Origin of the sequence: Elizabethkingia bruuniana (assembly GCF_002024805.1) — a bacterium.
Lineage (GTDB): Bacteria > Bacteroidota > Bacteroidia > Flavobacteriales > Weeksellaceae > Elizabethkingia > Elizabethkingia bruuniana.
On record NZ_CP014337.1, the window covers coordinates 555,482 to 579,917 of the forward strand.

Annotated in this window: 23 protein-coding genes; 13 read left to right on the forward strand and 10 right to left on the reverse strand. The window is 32.9% G+C overall.

The window, feature by feature from the left end; genetic code table 11:
• Positions 1-80: 80 nt before the first annotated feature.
• From AYC65_RS02545 to AYC65_RS02560, 4 genes are all read right to left on the reverse strand, one after another.
• Complete coding sequence (locus AYC65_RS02545) at positions 81-1,580, reverse strand: vitamin K epoxide reductase family protein (protein ID WP_157877512.1); 1,500 nt, start codon at positions 1,578-1,580, stop codon at positions 81-83.
• A 61-nt stretch (positions 1,581-1,641) separates the two neighbouring features.
• A complete protein-coding gene (locus tag AYC65_RS02550; RefSeq protein ID WP_059333788.1) occupies positions 1,642-2,799 on the reverse strand; it encodes a TlpA disulfide reductase family protein in 1,158 nt (385 codons plus the stop codon).
• A gap of 148 nt (positions 2,800-2,947) precedes the next feature.
• Entirely contained in the window at positions 2,948-3,118 is a 171-nt protein-coding gene (locus AYC65_RS20675; RefSeq protein WP_157877513.1) for a hypothetical protein, read from the reverse strand.
• A 549-nt stretch (positions 3,119-3,667) separates the two neighbouring features.
• Positions 3,668-6,109: a TonB-dependent receptor gene (locus AYC65_RS02560; protein ID WP_034871323.1), complete on the reverse strand. Its 2,442-nt coding sequence runs from the start codon at positions 6,107-6,109 to the stop codon at positions 3,668-3,670.
• 155 nt (positions 6,110-6,264) lie between these two features.
• Between AYC65_RS02560 and AYC65_RS02565 the strand changes: the two genes are divergently transcribed.
• The 4 genes from AYC65_RS02565 to AYC65_RS02580 all read left to right on the forward strand — a co-directional run bounded on the left by AYC65_RS02565 (position 6,265) and on the right by AYC65_RS02580 (position 10,366).
• Complete coding sequence (locus AYC65_RS02565) at positions 6,265-7,308, forward strand: sensor histidine kinase (protein WP_034871322.1); 1,044 nt, start codon at positions 6,265-6,267, stop codon at positions 7,306-7,308.
• Positions 7,301-8,020 (forward strand): LytR/AlgR family response regulator transcription factor, encoded by a 720-nt coding sequence (locus AYC65_RS02570; RefSeq protein WP_034871321.1) that lies wholly within the window; start codon positions 7,301-7,303, stop codon positions 8,018-8,020. The genes AYC65_RS02565 and AYC65_RS02570 overlap by 8 nt, the downstream gene beginning before the upstream one ends.
• Positions 8,021-8,566: 546 nt before the next feature.
• Positions 8,567-8,740 carry a hypothetical protein gene (locus tag AYC65_RS20910; protein WP_165689189.1) on the forward strand — a complete coding sequence of 58 codons (174 nt, stop codon included), beginning with the start codon at positions 8,567-8,569 and terminating at the stop codon, positions 8,738-8,740.
• A gap of 45 nt (positions 8,741-8,785) precedes the next feature.
• Positions 8,786-10,366, forward strand: a complete 1,581-nt coding sequence (locus AYC65_RS02580; protein WP_034871320.1) for a hypothetical protein — start codon at positions 8,786-8,788, stop codon at positions 10,364-10,366.
• A gap of 85 nt (positions 10,367-10,451) precedes the next feature.
• On the opposite strand, the gene AYC65_RS02585 is transcribed toward AYC65_RS02580, so the two are convergent.
• The gene (locus AYC65_RS02585; protein ID WP_034871319.1) at positions 10,452-11,090 is read right to left on the reverse strand and encodes an HAD family hydrolase; all 639 of its coding nucleotides are present in this window, start codon (positions 11,088-11,090) and stop codon (positions 10,452-10,454) included.
• A 232-nt stretch (positions 11,091-11,322) separates the two neighbouring features.
• On the opposite strand from AYC65_RS02585, the gene AYC65_RS02590 reads away from it, so the two are divergent.
• The 3 genes from AYC65_RS02590 to AYC65_RS02600 all read left to right on the forward strand — a co-directional run bounded on the left by AYC65_RS02590 (position 11,323) and on the right by AYC65_RS02600 (position 13,098).
• Entirely contained in the window at positions 11,323-12,111 is a 789-nt protein-coding gene (locus AYC65_RS02590) for a helix-turn-helix domain-containing protein (RefSeq protein ID WP_034871318.1), read from the forward strand.
• A 194-nt stretch (positions 12,112-12,305) separates the two neighbouring features.
• Positions 12,306-12,725, forward strand: a complete 420-nt coding sequence (locus AYC65_RS02595; RefSeq protein WP_034871317.1) for a DoxX family membrane protein — start codon at positions 12,306-12,308, stop codon at positions 12,723-12,725.
• 19 nt (positions 12,726-12,744) lie between these two features.
• Positions 12,745-13,098 carry a cupin domain-containing protein gene (locus AYC65_RS02600; RefSeq protein ID WP_034871316.1) on the forward strand — a complete coding sequence of 118 codons (354 nt, stop codon included), beginning with the start codon at positions 12,745-12,747 and terminating at the stop codon, positions 13,096-13,098.
• Between the two features lie 73 nt (positions 13,099-13,171).
• Here the strand turns inward: AYC65_RS02600 and AYC65_RS02605 are convergent, their stop codons facing one another.
• The gene (locus tag AYC65_RS02605) at positions 13,172-14,491 is read right to left on the reverse strand and encodes an aspartate kinase (RefSeq protein ID WP_034871315.1); all 1,320 of its coding nucleotides are present in this window, start codon (positions 14,489-14,491) and stop codon (positions 13,172-13,174) included.
• A gap of 340 nt (positions 14,492-14,831) precedes the next feature.
• Here AYC65_RS02605 and AYC65_RS02610 point away from each other — a divergent pair, with 340 nt between their 5' ends.
• The 3 genes from AYC65_RS02610 (at position 14,832) to AYC65_RS02620 (ending at position 17,563) form a co-directional block, all read left to right on the forward strand.
• Entirely contained in the window at positions 14,832-14,996 is a 165-nt protein-coding gene (locus tag AYC65_RS02610) for a fibronectin type III-like domain-contianing protein (protein ID WP_078674627.1), read from the forward strand.
• Between the two features lie 197 nt (positions 14,997-15,193).
• Entirely contained in the window at positions 15,194-15,934 is a 741-nt protein-coding gene (locus AYC65_RS02615) for a LytTR family DNA-binding domain-containing protein (protein WP_059333789.1), read from the forward strand.
• A gap of 102 nt (positions 15,935-16,036) precedes the next feature.
• A complete protein-coding gene (locus AYC65_RS02620; RefSeq protein WP_052114786.1) occupies positions 16,037-17,563 on the forward strand; it encodes an amidohydrolase family protein in 1,527 nt (508 codons plus the stop codon).
• A gap of 283 nt (positions 17,564-17,846) precedes the next feature.
• Here AYC65_RS02620 and AYC65_RS20680 read toward each other — a convergent pair whose 3' ends face one another.
• Positions 17,847-17,996: a bacteriocin-like protein gene (locus AYC65_RS20680; RefSeq protein ID WP_157877514.1), complete on the reverse strand. Its 150-nt coding sequence runs from the start codon at positions 17,994-17,996 to the stop codon at positions 17,847-17,849.
• Between the two features lie 177 nt (positions 17,997-18,173).
• On the opposite strand from AYC65_RS20680, the gene AYC65_RS02625 reads away from it, so the two are divergent.
• Entirely contained in the window at positions 18,174-18,368 is a 195-nt protein-coding gene (locus AYC65_RS02625) for a hypothetical protein (protein ID WP_034871313.1), read from the forward strand.
• Positions 18,369-19,188: 820 nt separating this feature from the next.
• Positions 19,189-19,977 carry a hypothetical protein gene (locus AYC65_RS02630; RefSeq protein WP_034871312.1) on the forward strand — a complete coding sequence of 263 codons (789 nt, stop codon included), beginning with the start codon at positions 19,189-19,191 and terminating at the stop codon, positions 19,975-19,977.
• A gap of 130 nt (positions 19,978-20,107) precedes the next feature.
• Here the strand turns inward: AYC65_RS02630 and AYC65_RS02635 are convergent, their stop codons facing one another.
• From AYC65_RS02635 to AYC65_RS20915, 3 genes are read right to left on the reverse strand one after another with little or no spacing between them, the layout of a single operon-like run.
• A complete protein-coding gene (locus AYC65_RS02635; RefSeq protein ID WP_165689190.1) occupies positions 20,108-22,378 on the reverse strand; it encodes a glycosyltransferase in 2,271 nt (756 codons plus the stop codon).
• A 46-nt stretch (positions 22,379-22,424) separates the two neighbouring features.
• Entirely contained in the window at positions 22,425-23,468 is a 1,044-nt protein-coding gene (locus AYC65_RS02640; protein ID WP_034871311.1) for a glycoside hydrolase family 130 protein, read from the reverse strand.
• On the reverse strand, positions 23,469-23,609 hold the full coding sequence (locus AYC65_RS20915) for a hypothetical protein (protein WP_165689191.1): 141 nt from the start codon (positions 23,607-23,609) through the stop codon (positions 23,469-23,471).
• Positions 23,610-23,786: 177 nt separating this feature from the next.
• Between AYC65_RS20915 and AYC65_RS02645 the strand changes: the two genes are divergently transcribed.
• Positions 23,787-24,347, forward strand: a complete 561-nt coding sequence (locus AYC65_RS02645) for a helix-turn-helix domain-containing protein (RefSeq protein ID WP_200289552.1) — start codon at positions 23,787-23,789, stop codon at positions 24,345-24,347.
• Positions 24,348-24,436: the final 89 nt, after the last annotated feature.

Here is a 24,436-nt window from a genome sequence, read left to right on the forward strand (position 1 = left end):
TTTATATACCAGAAAAGGCTTAAACATTGTTTAAGCCTTTTGTATTACACGTAATTCCCGAAATGTTTTCCATTTTACTACTACCAGTTATCATCTTCTAAAAATTCCTCAATATAGTAGGGTAAGTATTTCCTGTCAAACTTTTTGGGAAAGGGAAATCCATCTATAAAAATAGCAGGAGTAAATTGGAATTTATTATTTAAAGCCCAAAAATGATGTGACTTTAATATTTCTTCTGCATCATCTGAAATGGAAATGTTTCCATACTTTTTATTCCATTTAATAATGTCTTCCTGTTCAAACCAATAGTCTAAAGCCTCAGTAAATTTTTCGGAGTTAACGGAATAAGCAGAAACGAGTCGCCTGCAAAATTCAGTTTTCAGATCATTATCTAACGAAATCAAATCAATATTTAATATTATTTTTATACTAAGTTTGCCTGAATGCTTTTTTGCAATCTTTTTAGCTAATTGATGAGCTTCTTTACAGTATGCGCAAAACGGATTGGTTGAGATACTAAGGATTTTATCTGCCTTAGCATTTCCTGCTTCAAAGACGGAATGAGGAAAATGTATCTTATTGGTTGCTGTAAGGGTGTTTTTAAAAATATTATAATCCATTGCAAGTCTGTTTCCTTCGATGAAAAACTCCTGTAATTTCTTTTGTTTTAATAATGAATTCTTAACCCATTGCCAAAAGGTTATTAGAGAAAAGATGATAATACCACATAAAAAAAATATCTCTGTATTTTGGAATGATATATTTTTAAAGAAAATAGAGAGATATATAAGCTCAGTTACTAAAATTAGAATTATAGACAGGCATATAAGGCACCATTTATGCACAATAAACAACTGGTAAAATATTGACAAACTTATAAAAGGGATGGCACAATAGAGCAATAATTTCTGAACTGCAAAAAATTGTATTTCCATATCTGATATGAGAAACACAAACATTCCGAGTATCTGGCCGGAAAAAAATAATAAACTCAGATCACTAAAATTAATATATCTGAAAAAGGACTGTTTCCCGGAATTTATTAGTGTAGTACAATTTGTTTTGGCCGAAATATTACATATATTATCAATAAGACTATTTTTAATTCCAAAAATGTCTTTTAAAGTGGTGGCGGATAAATATAATCCTAGAATTGATAAAGACAGAAAAAAAATATTTGAAAAAATATTACTGCCTTTAATTAATAATAAAGCTATTAACAGACTGGTTAAAAGAAGTAATGGTATTCGTTTTAATATTTCTGATGAAAAATTGAAAATAGTATTGTCTTCTTTTTCTATTAATAAAAAAACACCATTGGTGTGATCCGATAAATCATGTTCTGAAAGTGAAATTCTTTTTTTTCCTTTATATATAGTATATTTTGCTTTTGCTTCTGTTTTTATTAAATAGGGACGGATGCTTTTATCCAGATTTAGATAACTAATAAAATATTCGGGAAGGAGTGAATACTCCTCTTGTGTTATGTGGAAAGCATTGGCTGGTATATTAAGAAAGTTTAAAGTATCAACAACAGATAATAATTTGGGATAATCCGGATGTACCCGATGTTGAAACAAGAACTCGGATTTGTTAATCGTTATATTTTCCTTTTTCAGGTACTGAAAAACAGGATTGGTCTCAGTCATGGAAAAAACGTTTAAGTAAGTCTTCCAGTTCTTTACTGTTTTCTTTTCCGGATCCCCGCCATCTTGCAATAATTTTTCCTTCCGGATTAATCAATACTTTGACAGGAATTGCACTTACAAAATAATTTTTTTCAACACTCTTGTTCTTATTTTCTGCTAATGATATCTGTTTCCAGTGATTAACTTCATACTTTGTAAGAGCTCTTCGCCATTTTTCAGGGTCTTCATCCCGTGAAATTCCGATAATTTCTAAACCAGGATTGTATTTCTGATAATATTCTTTAAGTGCAGGAAAATCTTCTAAACAAGGAATGCACCAGCTTGCCCAAAAATCCAGAAGGACATATTTTCCTTTAAAATCAGAGAGCTTTATATTTTTGTTTTCATAGTCTTTTAAACTGAAATCAGGAGCTTTAGCTCCAATGTTGCTTTCTGAATAATTCCGGAGATTTTCTTTAACCATTAGCCCTACAGGGCTTTTTTTTATTTTATCATTCAATTGATTATACAGTTTCTGTTGCTGATCCATAAATGGTAATCCTATCCTTGATTTTGTAGTAGTCAATAATCTGTATACCGATACAAATGACTGTGGATTATCCTTTACAAAGTCAAGCCAGAGTAGTGTCTGTTTCACATAAATAGGCTCTAATACTTTTTCTTCTAAAGAATCAATAACGAGCTGAAATTGCCTTTTTTTAATAGAGTCAGTTGCTTCGTTTCTAAGTTTGATATTATATTGAAATTCGGCGTAAGCTTCTTTGAAATTTGCTCTTATTTCTTTCGTTTTTTCTTTAAGAAGCTCATTTACTTTCTCAGATTTCCCACTTTTTACCTTAGATTGTGAAAAGTCGTCGATGTCTAAATCTATATAGGTGCTGATACCCGGATCCGAATAAAATGTTAAAAATTTTTTCTGATCGTATATAAGAGATCTTAAAGTTATTTCCGTTGGATACTTAATATCCCTGTTTAGTGTAAATGTATTTTTCCTGATTATAATAGTGTCCGTTTTTTCCCGGTCATAAACCAGTAATTTGGTGTTGTCCGGAACAGAACCATTGATTTTCCCGGTGATTGCTGTTTTAACTACCTGACTTTTGGATAAAATAAAGAGAGGAAAGTAAAAAAGAAAAAGTAGATTTTTCATTTTCAATAAATAAAGAGATAAAACAAGATTAGTTATAATAAAAAAAGCGTTTGTTGTAAAAGTGCTCCTGTGTGGAGACGATGTACAACAAACGTTAAAATATAAAACAGATAAGCTAAAGTTTATAGCCTGTTATGTTTTATATTTCCTATTTCTTACATACACCGTCACATTTTGGACAGCCATCACCACAGCCATTATCCGGGCCGCATTCCTCTCCACATTCTCTGCTTAAAGATTCTACCTGAATTTTAAGTGACATTCCTCCATGAAGTTCCTTCATTTCTTTTCGGGATAAATTGTTTTTAAATTTTTTCATCTTAATAAGTTTTTTAAATTATTAGATAAATATATTATTTATTTTCTTATTAATTGATTTTATTTAGTTTTTATTTAATTTATAGTTTTGTATTTAATTAAAAATAGAATATATTTTTGTTTATATTTAATATTTTGTTTATTATTTGTTTTGCTTTAAGGATAAGAGTATACTTTTATATTATTTTCAGGATGATATTTCTTAATAGATGAGATTTGATGATAAATCATACTGTTTGATACAGTCTTGATCTTTAACCTGCATTAAATATTTTGTGCCCGATTTCAGAAAAATAAAAGTTAACAGTATAAAAAACAAAACCCCTTTATTTTTCAAACCGGAAATAACAATAGTTAATATATTATCTTCCTTAGCGGATTCAGCCTCCCTGTGCATTTTGTCTGATATAAAATAAGATCCTGCAAATGACTGTTTGCAGGATCTGTGCCTTTAAAGCAGGAGCTCTGTAACTAACGGAACAAAATCTTCTTTAAAGGAGTGAAAAAATGATATATATGTACTTTTCTGACAGGATGAAATTTTCCTGTTTTATTTTAGTTTTTTTCCTCTTGTATGTTTGTCGTTTCCTTCATCCGAAAAACGGCTTTCTTTATCATGAGCAGGCTTTAGACCTCCGAATTGCCAGCTGAAAGTAAGCGTAGCGGCTCTGTTATAATATCTGTTTATACTGGTACTCTGAAAAGTGGGAGCGAATGCATATACATTTTCTCTAAATGCTTTCTGGAACGGATTGATAATAGCAAGGGTAAGGCTCGCCTTATTATCCATAAGCTGTTTGCTTATCGCAAAGCGGTAAGAATAGTTGGCAGAATTTTTACCCTGTAGCGTAATGAATCCGTTTCCGTAATCTCCCGATATGCTGAGGTTTAAATTATCCGGTAGTGCTATGGTATTACTCAGACTCGTGGTGAAAAAAGTTCCGGTATTGTTCAGTCCTAAAGATTTACTGCGAAACTGAAGGTAAAAAACTTCAGCATTGGCATTTACAGTCCATTTTTTTACAGGACTAAAAACTGTACTGATATTAGCTCCCAAACGGTTGTTTTCTCCAATGTTTGAAGGTGTGGTATAAGAAATTCCTTCCTTATTAACCACCGTAACCGGTTCAATAGAATTTTTGTTGAAATTGTAATATACGCTACTGGTTAATGATGCTTTCTTAGCAGTTGTAAATACATGAGAAAGTTCTATATTTCTGGTTTGTTCTGGCTCCAGATAAGGATTTCCGGAAGTAATATTCAGCGGGTCACTGGCGTTGCTATACGGATTGAGATCCATAATCCAGGGACGTCGTATCCTTTCTGTATAATTGAATTTAAGCTCGTAGTTTTCATTAAGCTTTTTTACAATCAGCAAATTTGGAATCCAATTTGTAAAGTTTCTTTTAAAAGGAGACCCGGACTGGAAATTAGCATTTACAAATGTCTTCTCCAATCTTATTCCGGGACGGAAAGTCCAATCGTTATCCGTTTCGAAATTCAATGTCATATAAGCTGAAAATACATCCTGTATATACTTTATATTTCCTAAACGTGAAGGGTCTACAGGAATATGGCTGTTAATAACTTCATACGAGCTTTGGGATCTGTTGTTATAATAACGTAAGCCTGTCTCCAACAGAATCTTTCCGGATGCATTTAATGGCTGAGCGTAATCCGCCTGTATGCTCCATTCTTTCTCAGACCCTCTGTTGGGACCGCTTTCACGGAAAGCCAGGTTACCGTCCATTTTATATTGTTCGGTAAGATAGTCTGAGAACTCAGCAGAGTAGGATGTTTGTGCTACCAGTTGCAATTCTTGTCCTTCGCGGCGGAATTTTTTCTGGTAGTTTAAAACCCATTCTTTGTAATCGAATCTTCCGGTTTGTTTTATTTTCTGATGGTATTCATCTATAGCAGAATTGTTGCTGTAACGGCTGTACAAATTGCCTTTTTGTGGCCAGGCTCCTTTCCAGTAAGAGAAGCTAGTTTCCAAGGTCTGAAGGGAATCTATCTGATACTTAATATTAAGTCCGGCTGAACCTCCTTTCTCCGTCTGAAGAGAGTTTTTTCTCTGGAAAAGACGCCTAATTTGCTGTTGCCCGGACAGAGATGTACGTTCCGTTTCAGTAGTTGATTCTTCGCGTTCTTCGCTATAGCTGCCAGTAGCCGAAATATTAAATTTTCCTGTAGCTATATTTAAAGCAAGATTACCGGATTGTTCCAGATTTCCTCCGGATAAATCAAGCGATCCACTGGTACCTTTTAATTTTTTCTTTGTGATAATATTAATGACACCACCAGCGCCTTCGGCTTCATATTTTGCTGATGGATTTGTAATTACTTCCACTGAAACAATAGAGCTGGCCGGAATCATTTTCAGCGCTTCTTTTAGATTTTTGGCCATTATTCCTGAAGGAATACCATTAATCAGAACTTTAATATTAGAATTACCTCTCAGCTTAAGTTCTCCGTTGGCTCCTACTGTAAGCATTGGTGCTTTACGAAGGACATCTGTTGCATTTCCCGATTTGTTACTAATATCAGAATCTGCATTGTAGACTATTTTGTCTTTTCCGTTTTGGATAAGAGTTTTTTTTCTGTTTCCAGCAATTACAACTCCTTTAATGTTGTTGCTCTTTTCTTCTAAAGAGATTCTTCCGAGATCAAGGTCTTCATTTTCCAGACTTGTGGTTTCATAAGTATAGTCATTATAGCCTAAATAGCTGATTTTAATGTTTATTTTCATGTGTTTGGGAATCGAAGCTGAAAATGAACCATCTGCAGATGAGGTAATGGTATGCAATACTTTTCCGGTTTCAGATTGTAAAACAATGACAGAACCTGAAAGTGCTTTATTATCTGCACTGTTGACTACAATACCTTTTATCTTTACAACTTTCTCCGGAGTTGTTTGTGAGAATAGTTTACTGGGAGTTACTACAAAGCCTAATATCAGACAGTACCACCAAAACATCTTTATCGTTTTCATAATGCCTTGTTTTAGAACTGCAAAGCAATCACAAAGCCCATAGAAACTGAAATTTAAATGATGAATCGTCTGATAAACATGCTGTAATGTGTTTGTCATTTAGTATTTGCATATTCCGTGAAAATGAATCTACTTTGCTGTATAATAAAAGGTTAATGGCTAAGGCAGAAAAATGGTATAAGAAGCGATATTTCGACGAAATAATTTTCTTTGGCGCAATATTCATATTGACGATGGTTCCGGATTTTATCAAGCCCGTCTCTATGATGTACCTTGTCAAGAATATGGTTTTCCTTGCGTTGCTTTATGGTCAGGCTATCCTACATCGTTATTTTATATTTCCTTTTTTTATAACCGGGCAATATGTGCGCTATTATCTTAGTGGTACATTGTTTATTATTCTGGGAGCAATATTACTATTAGCAGTTGACTATTACTGGATAGATCCTGAATATTACAAAACTGCAGATGTAATACTTTTTAAGGATTTTTTGTATAATGTTGTCCTGTGTTCAATTAGTATAGCTGCATTCCTCTCATTATTTCTGATACGTAATTATTCCAGAGAACTTGAAAAGAAAAATAAAGCTCAGCTGATGCTAAGTGAGATGAATATCAAATATCTTCATGCTCAGCTTAATCCGCATTTTTTCTTTAATATGCTCAATAATCTCTATGGTGTTAGCCTGACAGAACCATCCAGAGCTCCGGAGCTTATCTTAAAGCTTTCCGATTTAATGCGCTATCAGCTTGAAAATGCGAATAAGGATATTGTAAATCTGAAAGAAGAGCTTTCTTTTATCCAAAATTATATTGCGATGGAAAAAGAACGGGTGGGTAAACGCTGCCTGGTAGAATATAATATTGAAGATAAAGAAATGAAAGCTCAAAATTATCAGATCGCTCCTCTGGTGCTTATTACTTTGGTAGAAAATGCTTTTAAACATAGTCTGACTACCGAGCGGGAATGGTTTGTGAGAATAGTGGTTCGCCTTGAAAACGGAGTTCTTAGCATGAGCGTACATAATTCTATGCCGGATCAGAATCTTAAAACAAGTTCTACAGGCATTGGTTTACTCAATATTCGTAAACGTTTGGAACTTCTTTATAGTGGACATTATATGCTTGATATTATAGAGGAAGCAGAGGAATATCAAACTAATCTGGTTTTAAGTCTAAAACATTACAATCATGAGTAAAATTCTTAAATGCATTATTATAGATGATGAAGAAGGGGCTCATTTGGTGCTTCGTCATTATATTAAAGATCTGAAGCAACTTCAGCTAAAGAAATCCTTTTACAATCCTGTTGAAGCTATGGATTACATGTACGCTAATCCTGTTGATCTTGTTTTTTTAGATATTAATATGCCTGGAATGAGTGGCCTGCAGATGCTGAAAGCATTGCGCAACCCGCCTCTTGTTATTCTGACAACGGCTTATAAGGAATATGCTTTAGAAAGTTATGAATACAGAGTTGTCGATTATCTGGTAAAACCATTTGACCTTGCCAGGTTTATGGGAGCAATAGAAAATGTATTTTCCAGGTTTCCACAGCCCTCCACAACATCAGAAAACCAGGTAAGCAATCTGATTTCGCAAGAAGCTTTTATTGTCCTGAAAGTCGATGGTAATGTAATTAAAGTCAGTTATGATGAAATTACACATATCCAGAGCTGGGGCAACTATGTGAAAGTTTTTACTACAATTGGTTATTACCTAAGTCCTACAACAACTACAGAGACAGAGCAGAAACTGGATAAAAAACTGTTTATGAGAATTCATAAATCGTATATCATAGCACTGAAGCGCATCAGTAAAATTTCAGGCGGTCAGGTAGAGCTAGATACAGGACTTATTCTGCCTATAGGTAATACTTATCGAAGAGAACTGCTTGAGTATTTTCAGTGAGATGTACTGTTAGCTGCTTCTGATTGACAAATAATGATTAGATAATTTTACCAGATTGTCTGAATTTTTTATTGGATTTCTTTCCCTGTTTCTGTTTTTTTTGCATCATTTTTTATGTTGTGAAATAGTCTGTATATGAGTAACAAAATGTTTACTATTCCTGTTGGAGATGGGATTAAAAAAACAAACTTATTCTAAGAGATTAATTCTTATTAAAAACAACTTTTTTTGATTTGCTTTTTTTGCAATTCATATTAATTGTTGTATCAAGAAATAGTGGATATTATTTACTATCTATTATGAATAACCAATTAGTAATATCTTATTTTAATACATATATCGTTGTAATGTATTTATTTTTAATACAATAAGATAATATTTGTAAATTTGCAGTCGTTTTTTTAATTGTAAAAACTGTTGATTTTTAAATAGTTATATATTATTTATTATTTGAAAATAACTTTTATTAAATTAAAATACATAATGTAATAGGCAATTTCGTTTGTTATCGTTAAAGAAAATAAAGAAAGATTAAAATGTATATAAATGAATGATTTGAAAAAACAGGAGTATATAACTCCAAGAGTAGGCTCGTTTCTTATAGAAATGGAGCAGGGAATAGCTGCAGGATCTGCCAGGGTATTACCCCCAAATTCTGGTGGGCAGGTTCAGGAAGAATGGATACAGGACCCGGATGATAACCGAACAATTGAATGGTAAGTAAACTTTTTTGAGTATGATGTAAATCTATTAATTCACAAACAAATGAGAAACTTCAAAAAAACTACCATATTTATAGGACTATCATGTTTATTTTTGGCAGCTTCATGCAGAAGCACAGATAATATAACAGATAATCCAGGAGATAATTTAATTACCAATGGTTCAGCCGCTTTAAAATTCAATCTTTCCGAAGATGATTATACAACTGAAACTATTGACCCAACAGCTTCTCTTCAACATAAAGCTTCCCTTTCAACAGTAAAGATACAAGAGGTGAAATTCATGAGTGATGATCAGCCTTTTATTGCTACGCTTACTCCCGTTTCCTCGCTATCTAAACAAGCTGGTATAAAAAATACTTTAGCTGCTGTTGTAAATAATCCATTAAAAGGGCCAAATGTAAAATACAGAGTTATTGCCTATAGAAGAACAGATGGAACTAAAGCTGCTACAAAAGTATATACAATAGATGCCGCCGGAAATTCTACTCCTGATGATGGTACAGCAATGACACTGGATGGTGATACAGAAACGGTTAATAAATATGATTTTGTAGTATTGTCCTATAATTCTTCAACGGCACCTGCAGATGTTACTGGTAGCTTTTCAACAGCTACTTTAACTCCTGTTTCGGGTAATGATGATTTGATGTATTTCAGGGCTAATAATGTAAGAGTTACAAAAGGGGATAATCTCCTAAGTGTTGTCTTAAAGCATAAATTCAGTCAGATTACAACCATTGTGGATGCCTCGGATGTTGCATCTGGAAATGGAATTAAAATAATTGATACACCGACGATAAACAACCAGCGTACTACAGGAAATAGTATAAAGCTATCTGATGGTATTGTTACTTACGGAGCAACGGGAAGTTCTAAGTCACTGGATTTTACAGGAAACTCTGCTGCAAATCCTGTATGGACAAGTAAACCTTTACTAATTGCTAATCCTGGAGCTGCAGCAAGTGATATGGCTACTTTAACTTTTAATTCTATGACTGTCGGGACAAAAGTGAAAACAAATATATCGGTTCCCAATCTTGTCATTAGTCCGGAGGTTAGATATAACCTTAATTTAAAATTTGCCTGTACAGCTATTTCTACACCGTCATATGATTTCAATATGTATGAACCAGCTACATCTGTTAAAGACAGAATTTCGCAGGGATTTACTTTTCCGGCAGCAAATGCAGGTTTTACTTTTGAGGTTTACGAACTTGATAATTCCTTTAATCTTAAAATTAATGGTGTAGATCTGGCGAATCAGGAGATTCAGTTTGAGTCCGGAATTAGTGGTTTGCCTCAGAATATTCGTTTTAAATCGGATAAAACTTTATGGGGATCATCCGGAAATTCACAGATCTATAATATAAACGGATCTACAACAAATCCTAAGACAGCAGTTGTCAGAATAAAAATTGGACCGGATGGCTCTGTATCGATGATGGGAAGAAGAAATTTGTCCAGCCCGTTGGAACTATTAGAGTTATTTGGCGGGGCTCAGTTCAACAGGATTACCTGGAAATCTGATACAACTAATGATGTTATAGCAACAATGAAAGTTACCAGATTAACACAGTTAGTTGGTTATGGAGAAGGCCGGAAAATTATTCCGTGCCCATAGTTGCTTATAAATAGTTAATGATAAATCAAAAAATCGAATATCAGCATCTGATATTCGATTTTTTGATTTTGTACAGTTATGAGTCCTATATCAAATCATTTAGATTATCGGCAATTTTAACATGTGGATATATAAGTAATTCTTCTTTTGTAGTGATGCCATTTAAAACTCCATAAAAATCAACACCTATTGCCTGTGCCGTTTTTGCATCAATGATGCTGTCACCTATATATAAACATCTTTCTAAATCAGATTGCAGGCCATTAATTGCTAAAATTAATCCAGCCGGATCCGGTTTGTGTGCAGTTACATCTTCAGCACCTATAACAATGTCAAAGAAACCCTTTGGGAATTTTTGATCGATAAATTCCATTATACGGTACCTATACTTCGTAGATACAATACCTATTTTGGCGCTATGTCTCTTTAATGTATTCAAAACCGATGAGGTTTCCGGAAAAAGTACAGTATTGGCTGTCATCCAGTCATCAGCCTTTTTTACATATTCTTTTGCGTATGAAGCAAGTGTTTCTTTATTTGTAATGTCTGTCAGTATGCTAAAAGATTCCTCCAGTGTCTTTCCGATAGTGAGTTTTATTTGATGATCACTTATATCATGATATCCATGGTTTTCCAAAACATAGCGAAAGCACATGATAATTCCTTTGGAAGAATCAGCCAGAGTATAATCGAAATCAAAAATATAAGTATTGTATTTGCTCATTACAGAGAATCTTTTTAATTAAGTGGTTTAGTGAATAAAACTGTAGTAGCTATAGCAAAGATAATGACTTGATATCAGAAAAGAGTTGACAAATGCTTAATATGAAACGACAAAAGTAATTCCTGGGTTCATTACAAAATGTATATTTTAAATTGTCATTTTTTGTAATTTAGTTTTAGTGAATTAAAGCTAAAATAATATTAGGAAGTTCCAATTTAAATAAGGTTAATAAATGATTGAAATAATAAGATATTCTCATCGTACAGGACACCCTGAGCCAAGGCGGGTTGTAAAATACACTTTGTTTTGGTGTAAAGAGGGCAGTGCAGAGATTCTGATTGATGAAAATATTTTTATTCTGGAGGCTTCCCAATTGGTTACCATAACTTCCGGACAGTTTCATCAGTTGATTTCTGTAGAAGGCGAACTTACCGCTCTTGAATTCACCCTAGATTTTTTCTCTAAAAGCGACAGCGATATTGAGCTGATTTTCCATAACGGGCTTTTCTGCCATTTCGGAATGAATGAAATCATTACGATATATCATCCTTCCTTTTTTACTGAAACTCTTAACCTGATTGAAAAGGAAATAGAGGAGAAACCTTATCAGTATCTCATTTCTACTCATTCTATGGTCGAACTTTTATTGGTGGAAATCAACCGGAGCAAAATTGCTAATGGAGATGAAATCTGGAAACCTGATGCTTTGTTTTTGAATTTTCTGGAAAGTGTCCGGAATCATTTTTCTGAAAACTATCCTGTCTCCCGATTTGCAGACCTTCTGGGTACTACCGAAGCTAAATTGAATGAAGTTTCAAAACTTCATACCAATAAAACAGCTCAAAATGTAATTTACAGCCTCGTCATTTCTGAAGCAAAGAGATTATTACTGTATGAAAAACTGAGTGTAAAGGAAATTGCTTATCTGCTTGGATTCAATGATCCTTTTTATTTCTCTAATTTCTTCAAGAAACATACTTCGCTTTCTCCAAAAGACTATCAAAAGGTGGTCAGAAATTAACCTGTGAAACAGGTTATCAATAAACCCAGTACCTACTTATTTCTGGTATTTATATAGATTTCCGAGGTTATATCCTTATCATTGAAATTTGTGTCATCTTCAAATATTATATGCTTTTTCCAGAATTGTCTATTCTTTAGGGATACTCTTTCCCTGAACTTTGTCCCTGTCATCAAGAACTAAAAATTACTCTTATGAAAGTGAGACAAAACATCGCTGTTTTTCTGTTAAGAATAACACTTGCAGCCGGATTTTTATCTGCTGTATCCAGCAGGTTAAACCTTTGGGGAGCACAGTCTTCGGGCTGGAGCAAATTTGTCCGATATACAGCTGAAGTAAATTCTTTTTTACCTCATTCATGGATTCCATCCCTTGCAGTACTATCTACTTTTGCAGAATCTTCCATTGGGATCTTACTTCTTATAGGTTATCGGGTACGTAAAACTGCTTTATGTGCTGCTATTCTCACTGTTTTATTTGGCATTGCGATGAGTATTTCTTTTGGCTGTAAAGAGCCATTGGACTATTCTGTTTTTGTATTCAGTGCCGGGGCATTTTTACTGAGTACTTTTTCGTCTTACTTATGGTCTTTGGATCAGCTTTTACATCTATAACAATTTAACATTCAATATCATGAACACAAACATCTATGACTACATTGTAAAGACAGAACAGAAAGAATGGCAGCCTTTAATTGAGAAAGGAATCCATTATAAAGGTATTTTTGTGAAATCTTTAAAATTTGATTTGGAGAAAAACCGCTCTACAACAATCCTTTTAAAGTTTGAGCCAGGAGCGAGTTATCCCTATCATAATCATCCCGCAGGCGAAGAACTCTTTATAATGGAAGGAAAAGCGACTATAGCAGGGGCTGAGCTGGAAAAAGGAGATTACTTGTACACTCCGCCTAATTTCAAACATTCTGTAAAGTCAGAAAATGGTTGTATGATTATGTTTGTAGTTCCGGAAGAAGTGGAAATCCTTTAATCTGATGATCTGTTTTAGGATAAAAGCCCGTGATGAAAATTTTTATCACGGGCTTTTTTGTTGCCGATTTTTCTTAGAATAATCTGTTATGCAGTGATCTTAACGCTTCAATTTTATAACTGGTTGGAACCAATAATGAAATATTATTTTCACTCCCGCCATAAGAGATCATTCGTACCGGAATATGCTTTACAGCTTCAGAAACTATAGTTGCCAGTCCATGATTATTTTTTTTGAAATCACCAACAATACAAATGATAGACTGTTCATTATCAATGTCTACAGTTCCGAAAGATTCTAATTTTTTTATTATTTCCGGAAGAAATTCGGTTTGGTCAATTGTCAGAGAAACTGCTACCTCGGAGGTCGTAATCATATCAATTGGAGTTTTATGCACTTCAAAAACCTCAAAAATCTTCCTCAAAAACCCATAAGCCATTAACATTCTGGAAGACTGAATACGAATTGCAGTAATATTATCTTTGGCAGCAATAGCTACAATTTGATTTAGATTTTTTGTTTCTCCCGAAATCAAAGTTCCTGATGCACTAAGATTCATGGTGTCCAATAACCGAACAGGTACATTATATTTTCTTGCTGGAAAAACACTTTGTGGATGCAGAATCTTTGCTCCGAAATAAGAAAGCTCGGCAGCTTCATCAAAATTTAGATGGGCAATAGGTTTTGTGTTTGGTACATAACGAGGGTCATTATTATGAAATCCGTCAATATCAGTCCAGATCTGAATTTCTTCCACCTGTAGTGCAGCGCCTAATAGGGATGCTGTATAGTCTGAGCCTCCTCTTCTCAAATTATCAATTTCACCCTGTGCATTTCGGCAAATATATCCCTGAGTAATAAATAATTTTTCATCAGAGAATTTTGCCATTTCACTGGTGGCATGTTCTCTTATGTATTCTACATCAGGTTCACCTTCTTTATCAATAAGCATAAAGTCCAATGCCGATAATAATACTGAAGAAATACCTTTTTCTTTTAAATGCAGATGAAATAAGGTTGTGGAAATAATCTCGCCCTGAGCTAAGATAATACGCTCTTCTGTAGTGGTGAAATTTGTACTGTCAAACTTATACAGTAACTGAAATACATTGTCAATAAAAGCCAATGCTTCTAAAGTCCCCGGTTCTGTTCTGAATAGTTCTTTTACAAACTTTTTATATTTATCGTAAAGTATATCAATATGCTTTTGAGCAGCTTTATCTTCTTTTTTGGCATATAGCTCGGATAATGTAACGAGATCGTTTGTGGTTCCGGAAACAGCAGATAATACAACCAGATGTTTATCTGCAGCCTGAGATCTGATAATGGGTAATAGTTGTTCAATTCTTTCCGGGCTTCCTACTGATGTCCCTCCAAATTTCAATACTTTCATAAATATATTTAAATTGTTAATGATTATAAGCAAAAAAAAGAGCTTGTCGTGATGACAAGCTCCTTATATATTTCGATTCTAACCAAAGGAAAATGACTCACGAAGTTCTACGCAAGTTCTGTTTCTTCCCCTTTTTTAAGTTAGACAATATCATTTCTTATTTTTTGTATGGGCAAATATAGGTTTTTTTTTGATTTGTGTATTATGTATTTCGAAGAAATTAACCAGCTGATTTTTGTAATTGCCATATATGATAGATATTAGCTACAGTATCGAGAGCAGTTATTGAGTAAAAGGCTTTTAAAAAGGAATCCCTGATACAGGAGAATCAAAAGAGGTTATGATAGAAATTTTGGTTAAAGAACATAAAGTTCTGGATGAGAAAATGAACTGGATTGTAGAAAAAGGAACTTACAGAATTATGATCGGAAATTCATCTAAGAACCTACCTAAAACAAAATATAGAAATAGAGTAGAGGCTCTTATATATCTACTTGTAAAATAGATAGGAATGAATGGATAATGAAAATTTTCTTCGAACATCTTCTGGATGTTGAAGCTTATTCAATTGATTGTCAAATATCCATATTAAAAACATCATATGAACAGTCATGAATAAATAAGTATCAAGTAGATATTTTGTAACTTCGCAGCGTTTTTATTGTAACAAATGCTTCATAACAAGCCTATAAAATATATGAAATGAAAAAGATAAATCCATCGATTAAACATCATTTATTGGTGGGGATTTTTATCGCTATGTGGCTATTCTTTTTCGCATTCTTAATAAGACCTTTTGATGATGGAAGTATAAGCTTCAAAAATTGGATATTTATAAGTTCTGGATTTAGTATAATTTCATTTTTATGTTATGGATTACTTGCCATAATTCAACAAAAAGTTTATTATAGAATTTCTAAATGGAATATTGGGCTGGAAATTGCTAGTCTTGTGTTTTTCCAATCACTTTTTTTGTTTAGCACTTTTGCTTATTATAAATCTCCTATTTTAAACGGTGGATTTGATTTTTTAAATTTTGTGCAAACAATCAGTCTGAAATCAGCTTTTATATCAACTCCGATAATAGTTTTAGCAAGAATATATCTAACAAGATTAATTCCTTTAGAGGATGAAAGCATTATTATTAGAGGAGAAAATAAATTAGATGTTTTAAAAATAAAAAAAGACAATTTAGTCTGTGTATCAAATTCTCAGAATTATGTTGATATATTCTTTATAGATGACAACCTGCTAAAAACAAAAGTGATTCGTAGTACATTAAAAAAGGTTCAATATGATTTTGATTTTTTAATCCAAATACATCGTTCGCATTTAATAAATCCATCTCATTTTAAAGCTTGGAAAGATCAAAATACGATTTTCGTTACACAAATGGAACTACCCGTTTCCAAAAGCTATAAGGATAGTTTAATGTCACTATAAATTTCGTCCCTAAAATGCTATGTTTTATCCCGAATCGCTTTTTGTAAGCTAAATCAGCAGTACTTAAGTTTACTTTTGAGCCACAATTTTAAAATATTACATATGAAAAAAAAATGGCTGCGAAGAACTTTATACACTATTATACTATTGTTTGGACTACTTTGTATCACTTTTATTTGGGCGGATAATGAATTAAATAAAATATTAGGTAAGTCTACTGAGGTTATAAATATTGACAGGTTTGTTAAGTCAAATAAAATAGTCCAGATAAGAAATGCCAATATTCTTTCTGAGGATTGCAGTTACTTTATAAGAAATAAAGATGTAATTCTTAAAGAAGGTAAAATTGTTCAAATAGGTACAAATTTATTATTGAATAGTAATAATATGATCATTGATGGTACGAGTAAATACTTAATTCCGGGGCTTATAGATAGCCATGCGCATTTAAGGGAAAGCAAAAACGATCTGTTTTTATATTTAGTAAATGGTGTTACTTATATCAGAGAGATGGCTGGCAATCCTATGATATTAGATTGGAGGAAAGAAATCAATAAAAATGGAATAGGTCCTCGACTTTATGTAGCATCTCCTCCTATATATAGTGAGAGTGGATTAATGGGGTATTATTATGCTTGGACAAGACAATCTATCGATTATTCTAATAAAAATGGTGCCCAAAAAGCCATAAAGAAAATAAAACAAGATGGTTATGATGCTATTAAAATGTATGGTTTTGTAAATCCTGAAACATTTAAGGCCACCATTGAAATAGCAAAAGAAAACCACATTCCGGTTATTGGTCATATCCCTTTAGTTAGTTTAGATATTTTTTATTCTTCAGGTCAAATTGAGATTGCTCACATAGAAGAAATTACTAAAAAAACTATTGATGATTTTGGAAAGTCAATTGCAAAAAATCCTGAAGAATACATTAATTTTTTAAAATTGCGTTCTAATCAGATTGCTAAGAAATTAAAAGAAAATAATATCAGTGTCACTTCAACAGTTTGGTTATGTGAAAGTTTTATGGAACAAAGATTTGACCTTAAATCTAAACTTAAAGAAGTAGAATTAAAATATGTGAATCCAAAAATTATTGAAGGTACCCCAATTCATAAATTGGGTTGGTTGCCGGGTAAAAATGCTTATGAATATGATGGGAAAAATAATCCTGAAGCAAGAAGGCGTTCATTTACCTATTGGAAAACTTATGCAGAAGCGATACATATAATGGTAAAAGCTTTGATCGATAACAAAGTTACATTGATAGCAGGAACGGATTCAAGTGTGGCTACTGTTGTAGCAGGATTTTCTTTACATGATGAATTAGAATCATTAACTAAATCCGGGATGACAAATACTCAAGCTCTCTATTCTGCAACTGTCGCACCAAGTAATTGGATGAAAAGCAGTACTGGCAAAATAAAAGTTGGATACAATGCAGATTTAGTACTTCTGTCAAAAAATCCTTTGGATAATATTAAAAATACAAAAACAATAGAAAATGTTTTTTTTGGAGCGCATATGATAAATAAAACTCAGATAAAGGATATTCTAAAGTCTATTGAGAGGGCAAATAATAAAAACAGGTCAGTAAAAATTGACGAATATCTTATTGAAAAATAGCAAGTTGTAGTATGTGTGTCTATTACGTTCTCTGCATTTCATGAAAGTACTTTAGGATATACTAAACAGTGGGATAGTATGATAATTTCCATTAAAAATTTGGAATAAAAGAATGTTGAACTACGATAAAAGCCGAAAATTATTGATTCTGCCAAGAAACCATAAAACAGTAATTAAAAATGCTGTGAAAATTTGCAATAAGAAGAAATGAAAAAACCTTACTTTCATAAGTAAGGTTTATATAACTAAGCGAAATTCTATTTACTTATTTTCGGAAATAAACTTATGCTTTTTCACATTTAGGCTCACATCCTGGATCTTCAGGTTGCATACATAAGGAACGTTTATATCCACTTGGGCATGTTATTGGTCCGTTACCTCCACCTAATAAAGATTTTAATTCGCTTCTATTGATTTTCTTTAAATTTTTCATTGTATAATATTTAATTGGTTAGTGAGCAAATATAATAGTATTTCACTATTTATAGATATAACATTGAGGATAAATGAAAATTAATAAATAAGCTCATGAGGGGATCCGGAAAAAAAAATCGAAAAATTTTAAAACTCCTTAATTATTAAATGATTAACTTGTAGACAAATATGAAGTATGTCTAAGAGAAAAAGCAAGACGGGTGATATTCCAGACAATTTAGGTAACAACAGTAAGAAAACTGACTTAGAAAGAGCTAAAATAGTCTTGGAAAAAGCAAAAGCTTTAAAAGCCCCTATAAAGCATCTTACATCATCAGATAGTGCATTCGGGAGGTCCTTAGAAGAGAAAAAGAAGGATAATGATGAATAACCATGTATTTTGCAATATAAATTGTAGCAGTCTGAGATTAACGATGTTTAATTTGTTTATCCAATAATTTGATTTGTTCTTTTGCATTGGTATTATCGGGAGAGTATTCCAATGAATGACGGTCGTTTTTAAGAGCCTTTAATTTTTTACCTGAGCTCTCATAAGCTTCTGCAAGACTGTTTTAAATATTACCGGAACTTGGATATAGTTGTGTATTTAAGTTGAAAATTTCAATTGCCTGTTTTATGTAGCCAATATGTGACAGAGTACCACTCCAATCATTCAAAGAAACTTCTGACTTGAATGATTACATTTCTGCTTCTGAATTTACTGATTTTAAAATGGCTGGATAATTAGATTATGATACATAATTTACTTAACAATGATAATTAGTAACATAAAAGAGTAAGTCTAAAAATATGTTATCTTACAAGATAACCAAATATGTGGTTGGGCACAGAGTTGGAAAATTATCATGTTACATGTGATATATGTAAGTTTATTACATAAATGCGTAATAATATAGATTTGTAATCATCCACCTTTGTATAGAAATATTAAGCGACTTAATGATGAGAATCTGAAAGAATAGTAATTACAATAAGACTATAAACAGATCACAGCTATTACTAAAATAAATTCATTACCATTAGTAATTAGGACGATTAGAAAGCAGTAAATATGTTTTCGAAAAGTTTTAATAAGTGGGGTAGGAATTGCAGTTCCTATCCCTTTATTGTTGAACAGAAAGTAGTCCCATTATAGATTATAGGCTAATATAGACTATCTGATATTCTTATAAAATTCAATTAAAATTATAATGAGAAGTACATTAAATCATCATAGAAAGAGAGCAGGAGTAAATCAGCAGAAACGTAGTGTGATACAGGACAATACTTCACAGTTTGCAGCCTTATTTTATATTCGAAATGCAAATACGATTTTAAGAAAAGATCTGACAGATATATTGGGAGCATTGAAGGAATTGGAAAACCTGAATAAACAAGCAAAAGATATATTGAGTCTTCACTGTTCTACAGAAGTGAACCAACAGTGTGAGAATACCTTATCAATTATAGGTAATAACCTTGCTTATGTTGAAGAGCAAATCTTTTATATAAAAGAAAATATTGTAGAAAAAAACAGGTTAAATTCATATATATTCTGGCAGCAAAACCAGTATTATATAGAGAAAATTACTATAGATTATAAACATATTGAAACACTTGGCTCTCAAATCCTTCCTAAAGAGGAAAAACTATACTGGAGAATCAATATATGTGATATTCAAAATGAGTTTTTTACATTAATTATAGCCCTCATCAATGTTTGTATGGGCGAGCTGAAGTATATTGAGGCGCAAACGCCTGCTAGAATTAGTAACACCACCTCTAATATTATGCATAATATTCCCGGGAACTATACCCTTCAGCAGGCAAAGAAATACGAGAAAGAATACTTAAAAGCATTACTGATTTATAAAACTGAATTCAATAAAAAAAGAAATCTGTGGGACAGGCTCCTGGATATATTAGCCGGGGGAGCACATCAGTCACCTAGAGAACATGTTATGTTAGACAGGTGGATCAATGGAAACGATGAAAGGTAATATGTAATATCCTATTTTATTTATTATATTGTTTTTTTAAAATTCATTTGCTTACACTATGTAAGTAAATGAATTGTTTTTTATAGCCATTATTATCTGGTAATGAGTATAAGCGCTGACACAGCCCAAATTAAATGTTTTGCTTTACCTTCTCCAAACAAAGTCTTGCCATAAGATAACTGACAGTAGATTCTGCCCCTTGATTGAGATTGACATTATACTCCTCAAGACCATCGTAACAACCTCCTGTAGCAGGATTGTAAATAATTTGATTCAGATGGTTTTGTCCCAGAAACCAATTCATGGCATTCTGCATCAAATGAAGATATTTCGGATTATCAGAAACCATATAGAATGCAGATAACGCTAAAATAGTATAGGCTATATCTATCGGTTGCTCACCTCCATTGGAGGTATTTTTATTTTGTTTATGAAGCCAGCCCTTGTTTGAAATCACTTTGATATTCGGACCTATAATAATTTTTGATAAAAGAAAGTGAAAAGATTCAAAAGCGATGTGTTTATACTTCTCGTTTCCGGTGGCTCGCCATGCATATAGTAAAGCCTCCGGCAGAACACTGTTGGCGTAGGTTAAATAGCGCTCAAACCATTGCCAATTACTGTCTTTAGCTTCTTTTCGGTATAATTTAACCAATTGATTGGCTAATTTTTTTATAACAGGTATATTGCGAATCGATTTTTGGTAGTATAAACCTTTTATAATAAATGCGATAGCCCTTGGAGATTTAATTCTACTGATATAGAGAATACTTTTTTGTAATATTTTCTCTGTCCGAACAGAAAGTTCTTCAGGCAAATTTTCTTTCTGAGAAATAAGGTAACCTAAAGCCCAAATCGCTCTTCCGTTAGAATCTTCAAGATTGGATTTATAATTCTGAGAGGTGAACTTTCTTTCTTTATCTACATAATTAAGAAAGCTGCCATCATGCATTTGGCAGAAATCAATAAAATTTAAATAAACAGTTATTAATTTCAGATCAGCGGGATCGTTACTGTACAGATAGTGCTGGCACATGGCGATCATAGCCCTGGCGTTATCATCCAGCGTATATCCGGAATCCATATCGGGACGGTTAAGTATAGAGAACTGAAGCATGGCAAAATCTGTAGTTAAATGCCGAAAATGTTCAAGATTAATCACAGGTAAAGTATAATGAAGTTCTATTTCTCCTTTTCCGTATGCCTGAAATAAATGTGCATGAAGAAGAGAAGAATTCTCCCAGGCTGTTGGTGCCATTTTCTCTAAAGCTTTGGTTCTCAATTTTTCCTGTATGGTTTTATCTTTCAGTATAGTGTTTACTGCCAATCCTAGTTGTAGAGGAGATTCAAAATCTATAATAAGACCACTGCCATCTTTCAATACTTCTAGTGCGTGAGGAATAGGAGTAGAAACAATGGGACATCCGGAACTGATGGCATAGGAGAAAGTGCCGCTTACAACCTGATTTCGGTCTTTAGAAGTGAAAAGATATACATCGGTTAACTGAAGATATTCTAATAATTCTCCAAGGGGCAAATATTCATTGATAAACATTACATGATCTTCAATATCAAGCTTTTTAATAAGATCTTTTAGATAATTTCTGTATTCTTCACCATGAGTTTTAATAATCATAGGGTGTGTTTTACCTATAATCAGAAATATAATATCGGGATGTTGCAAGATAATTTTTGGGAGTGCCTTTAATGTCGTTTCAATATTTTTTCCGGGTCCCAGAAGGCCAAATGTAGAGAGTACCTTTTTATGGGTAAGGTGGTATTTTGATTTTAGTGAAATTTTATCATTATAGGCTAATAAATGAGTGCCATGTGGAATTACTTTGATTTTTTCTGGTAGAATTCCATAGGCATGAATCAAAATTTGAGAAGAAATACCTGTCATAACAATAACACAAGCCGAAAGATTAACAATCTCCCGTACTTTATCTTTTAAATTTTTATCTGGTCTTGGCAGAACGGTATGAAAAGTAACAATCACTTCTTTTTCTAAAATCCTAAGAAAAGCAGATAATCCGATACTGGTGTCAGTAAAGAAACCAAATTCATGTTGCAAAATAATAAGCTGAATTTGGGGATCTTTATTTATTCTATTGGCCAGTTCTATATAAGAATCCGAATCGTATGTTTTTAGGATATAGGAAACTTCTTCCTGATAATGATAATGTTCCTGTTTAGATTCCAAAGGAAAGACAGAGACTTGAAAAGAAGTTGGGAATTGAATCCTGAGCATGTTGATCAGGTCTTGTGAGTATGTGGCAATACCACATACTTTTGGCGGAAAAGTACTAATAAAGGCAACCTTAGGCAGATATTTATTTTTATAATATATTGTGTTTTTATATAAATTTTCGGATTGCCCTGTCAGAATATTATTTTGCATAATTAAATCGTTATTACTTTCCATTTTATTCCGGGATAATATTTATTTATAATGAAGAATATTGCAGGAGTTCTTTTATGAGCTCTGATAGCTTAACAGAGACAACTGCAATGCGCTGGTCTGCTGCTCCGTAATAGATATACAGCGTGTCATTCTCTACGAGGGCTCCTGTTGGAAAGCAAACATTGTTGACTTCCCCTTTTAGTTCCCATTTTTTTTCCGGTTGAAAGAGGGGATACGGAAGTCTTGCAATTTCCTTCTTTGGATCTTCCAAGTCCAGCATAGCGGCACATGCTGTATATACATAACCTTCTATGGAATCATATACACCATGATAAATAATAAGCCAGCCTTCGGGAGTTTCTATAGGTGGGCAGCCGCTTCCGATATAGCTCGTTTCATGTGCATATACAGGAGACAGTACAATATGGTCTTTGAAATGAAGAAAATAATCTTTCCAAAAATCCAGAGTCAATGCCTTTATATTTTTAATACCAGTAACCATCTGAATATCTGGTCTTATCCGGTGAAGAAAATAGAGGTTTCCATTAATTCTTCTGGGGAAAAACACAAGATTTTTGCTCCATAGATAAACGTTGTCACTATTGGTTTGATGGCTGATTTGGAAATGATTATAGCGGATATATTTATCATGAAGATTATCTTTATCTTCCGAGAGATGTTTAAACTCTTCATATGTAATCCTGGGAACAATAATGCCTGCTTTTTTCCATGTTTTCAAATCTGTTGAAGTGGCTAAGGCTCCAAGAGCATTAATACCATCGTAAGCGGTATAGGTAAGGTAAAACAGATTGTCAATCTTTACCAGACGTGGATCTTCCATTCCTTGCTTTTCATAATCATATTCAGGTACCAAAGCAGGAACATCTTTTCGATTTTCTATATGAAGGGGATCAGACAATTGACAGTACCCGATGCTTGAAAAATTTCCTTTAGCCACAGCGCGGTAAAATAGATGTATTATTTTATTATCCTTTATTACAGCAGGATTTAGAACACCTTCATTTTCAAAACTGTAATCAGTTTTCTTCAAAAGAATTCCTTCTTTTTTTATCTTTAGGCTTTTCATTCAGGTATCCAGACGCCTTCTTTCATTTTCCTTATCAATTCTTTTGGCAATTTTGTCTTTTCGTTTCTCCTTTGTAGATTTTGAGGGGGCCGTTTTATCCTGGCTGTCAGATTTTTTTTTTCCGTTTCTCTCTTTTGACATGGTCTATAGATTTATTGGGTTAGGTGTAAAGGTCAAGTTTTAAAAAGCCGTTGCTTTATAAGCGTTTTATAATTTGTTATATAAATCATAGGTATTTGAAGTATAAACACTAACTTTGAAAATAGAGATTCATAAGGTATTGATTCTTAATAATATAAAATAGTTGTAGGAAATGTGATGAAGTTGTATATAAAATATATGGTAAGCTTGCGCTGCAAGATGGTTGTTCATCAGGAACTCGAGAATTTAGGGATAAAAAATGCTGTGGTAGATCTTGGGACGGTAGAGCTATGGGATGATATATCTCTTTCACAGAGAACAATGCTGAAAGAAAATCTTCTGAAGACGGGTCTGGAACTCTTAGATGATAAAAAAAGCATCCTGATTGAAAAGATCAAAAATGTTGTTACCCAGATGATTCATTATACAGATGAATTTCCAAAAGAAAACTTTTCGGACTACATTAGCGAAAAATTAGGTTATGATTATACTTATCTGGCCAATACATTTTCTGAAGTAAAAGGAATAACCTTACAGCATTTCATTATTATCAATAAAGTAGAAAAGGTAAAAGAGCTCTTACTTTATAATGAACTTAACCTCACAGAAATTTCTTATAAGCTCAATTATAGCAGTGTTGCCCATCTTTCAAATCAATTTAAAAAAATAACAGGTCTTTCTCCTTCATTTTACAAAAAGCTTAAACTTCGGCGTTTAAAAAATCTTGAAGATTTATAAAGGTGTGATATATGCAAGTTTATTATATCCAGGTATAATAGTTTAGCGAGCTATTTAGCTCACCTTTACCATGTAATAATTCTGTTACA

What these genes read in the sequence shown, in the direction of transcription:
- AYC65_RS02550 (WP_059333788.1), bottom strand. Translation starts at nt 2,799, where the DNA reads ATGAAAAATCTACTTTTTCTTTTTTACTTTCCTCTCTTTATTTTATCC.
- AYC65_RS20675 (WP_157877513.1), bottom strand. Translation starts at nt 3,118, where the DNA reads ATGAAAAAATTTAAAAACAATTTATCCCGAAAAGAAATGAAGGAACTT.
- AYC65_RS02560 (WP_034871323.1), bottom strand. Translation starts at nt 6,109, where the DNA reads ATGAAAACGATAAAGATGTTTTGGTGGTACTGTCTGATATTAGGCTTT.
- AYC65_RS02565 (WP_034871322.1), top strand. Translation starts at nt 6,265, where the DNA reads ATGGCTAAGGCAGAAAAATGGTATAAGAAGCGATATTTCGACGAAATA.
- AYC65_RS02570 (WP_034871321.1), top strand. Translation starts at nt 7,301, where the DNA reads ATGAGTAAAATTCTTAAATGCATTATTATAGATGATGAAGAAGGGGCT.
- AYC65_RS20910 (WP_165689189.1), top strand. Translation starts at nt 8,567, where the DNA reads ATGAATGATTTGAAAAAACAGGAGTATATAACTCCAAGAGTAGGCTCG.
- AYC65_RS02580 (WP_034871320.1), top strand. Translation starts at nt 8,786, where the DNA reads ATGAGAAACTTCAAAAAAACTACCATATTTATAGGACTATCATGTTTA.
- AYC65_RS02585 (WP_034871319.1), bottom strand. Translation starts at nt 11,090, where the DNA reads ATGAGCAAATACAATACTTATATTTTTGATTTCGATTATACTCTGGCT.
- AYC65_RS02590 (WP_034871318.1), top strand. Translation starts at nt 11,323, where the DNA reads ATGATTGAAATAATAAGATATTCTCATCGTACAGGACACCCTGAGCCA.
- AYC65_RS02595 (WP_034871317.1), top strand. Translation starts at nt 12,306, where the DNA reads ATGAAAGTGAGACAAAACATCGCTGTTTTTCTGTTAAGAATAACACTT.
- AYC65_RS02600 (WP_034871316.1), top strand. Translation starts at nt 12,745, where the DNA reads ATGAACACAAACATCTATGACTACATTGTAAAGACAGAACAGAAAGAA.
- AYC65_RS02605 (WP_034871315.1), bottom strand. Translation starts at nt 14,491, where the DNA reads ATGAAAGTATTGAAATTTGGAGGGACATCAGTAGGAAGCCCGGAAAGA.
- AYC65_RS02610 (WP_078674627.1), top strand. Translation starts at nt 14,832, where the DNA reads ATGATAGAAATTTTGGTTAAAGAACATAAAGTTCTGGATGAGAAAATG.
- AYC65_RS02615 (WP_059333789.1), top strand. Translation starts at nt 15,194, where the DNA reads ATGAAAAAGATAAATCCATCGATTAAACATCATTTATTGGTGGGGATT.
- AYC65_RS02620 (WP_052114786.1), top strand. Translation starts at nt 16,037, where the DNA reads ATGAAAAAAAAATGGCTGCGAAGAACTTTATACACTATTATACTATTG.
- AYC65_RS20680 (WP_157877514.1), bottom strand. Translation starts at nt 17,996, where the DNA reads ATGAAAAATTTAAAGAAAATCAATAGAAGCGAATTAAAATCTTTATTA.
- AYC65_RS02625 (WP_034871313.1), top strand. Translation starts at nt 18,174, where the DNA reads ATGTCTAAGAGAAAAAGCAAGACGGGTGATATTCCAGACAATTTAGGT.
- AYC65_RS02630 (WP_034871312.1), top strand. Translation starts at nt 19,189, where the DNA reads ATGAGAAGTACATTAAATCATCATAGAAAGAGAGCAGGAGTAAATCAG.
- AYC65_RS02635 (WP_165689190.1), bottom strand. Translation starts at nt 22,378, where the DNA reads ATGCAAAATAATATTCTGACAGGGCAATCCGAAAATTTATATAAAAAC.
- AYC65_RS02640 (WP_034871311.1), bottom strand. Translation starts at nt 23,468, where the DNA reads ATGAAAAGCCTAAAGATAAAAAAAGAAGGAATTCTTTTGAAGAAAACT.
- AYC65_RS20915 (WP_165689191.1), bottom strand. Translation starts at nt 23,609, where the DNA reads ATGTCAAAAGAGAGAAACGGAAAAAAAAAATCTGACAGCCAGGATAAA.
- AYC65_RS02645 (WP_200289552.1), top strand. Translation starts at nt 23,787, where the DNA reads ATGAAGTTGTATATAAAATATATGGTAAGCTTGCGCTGCAAGATGGTT.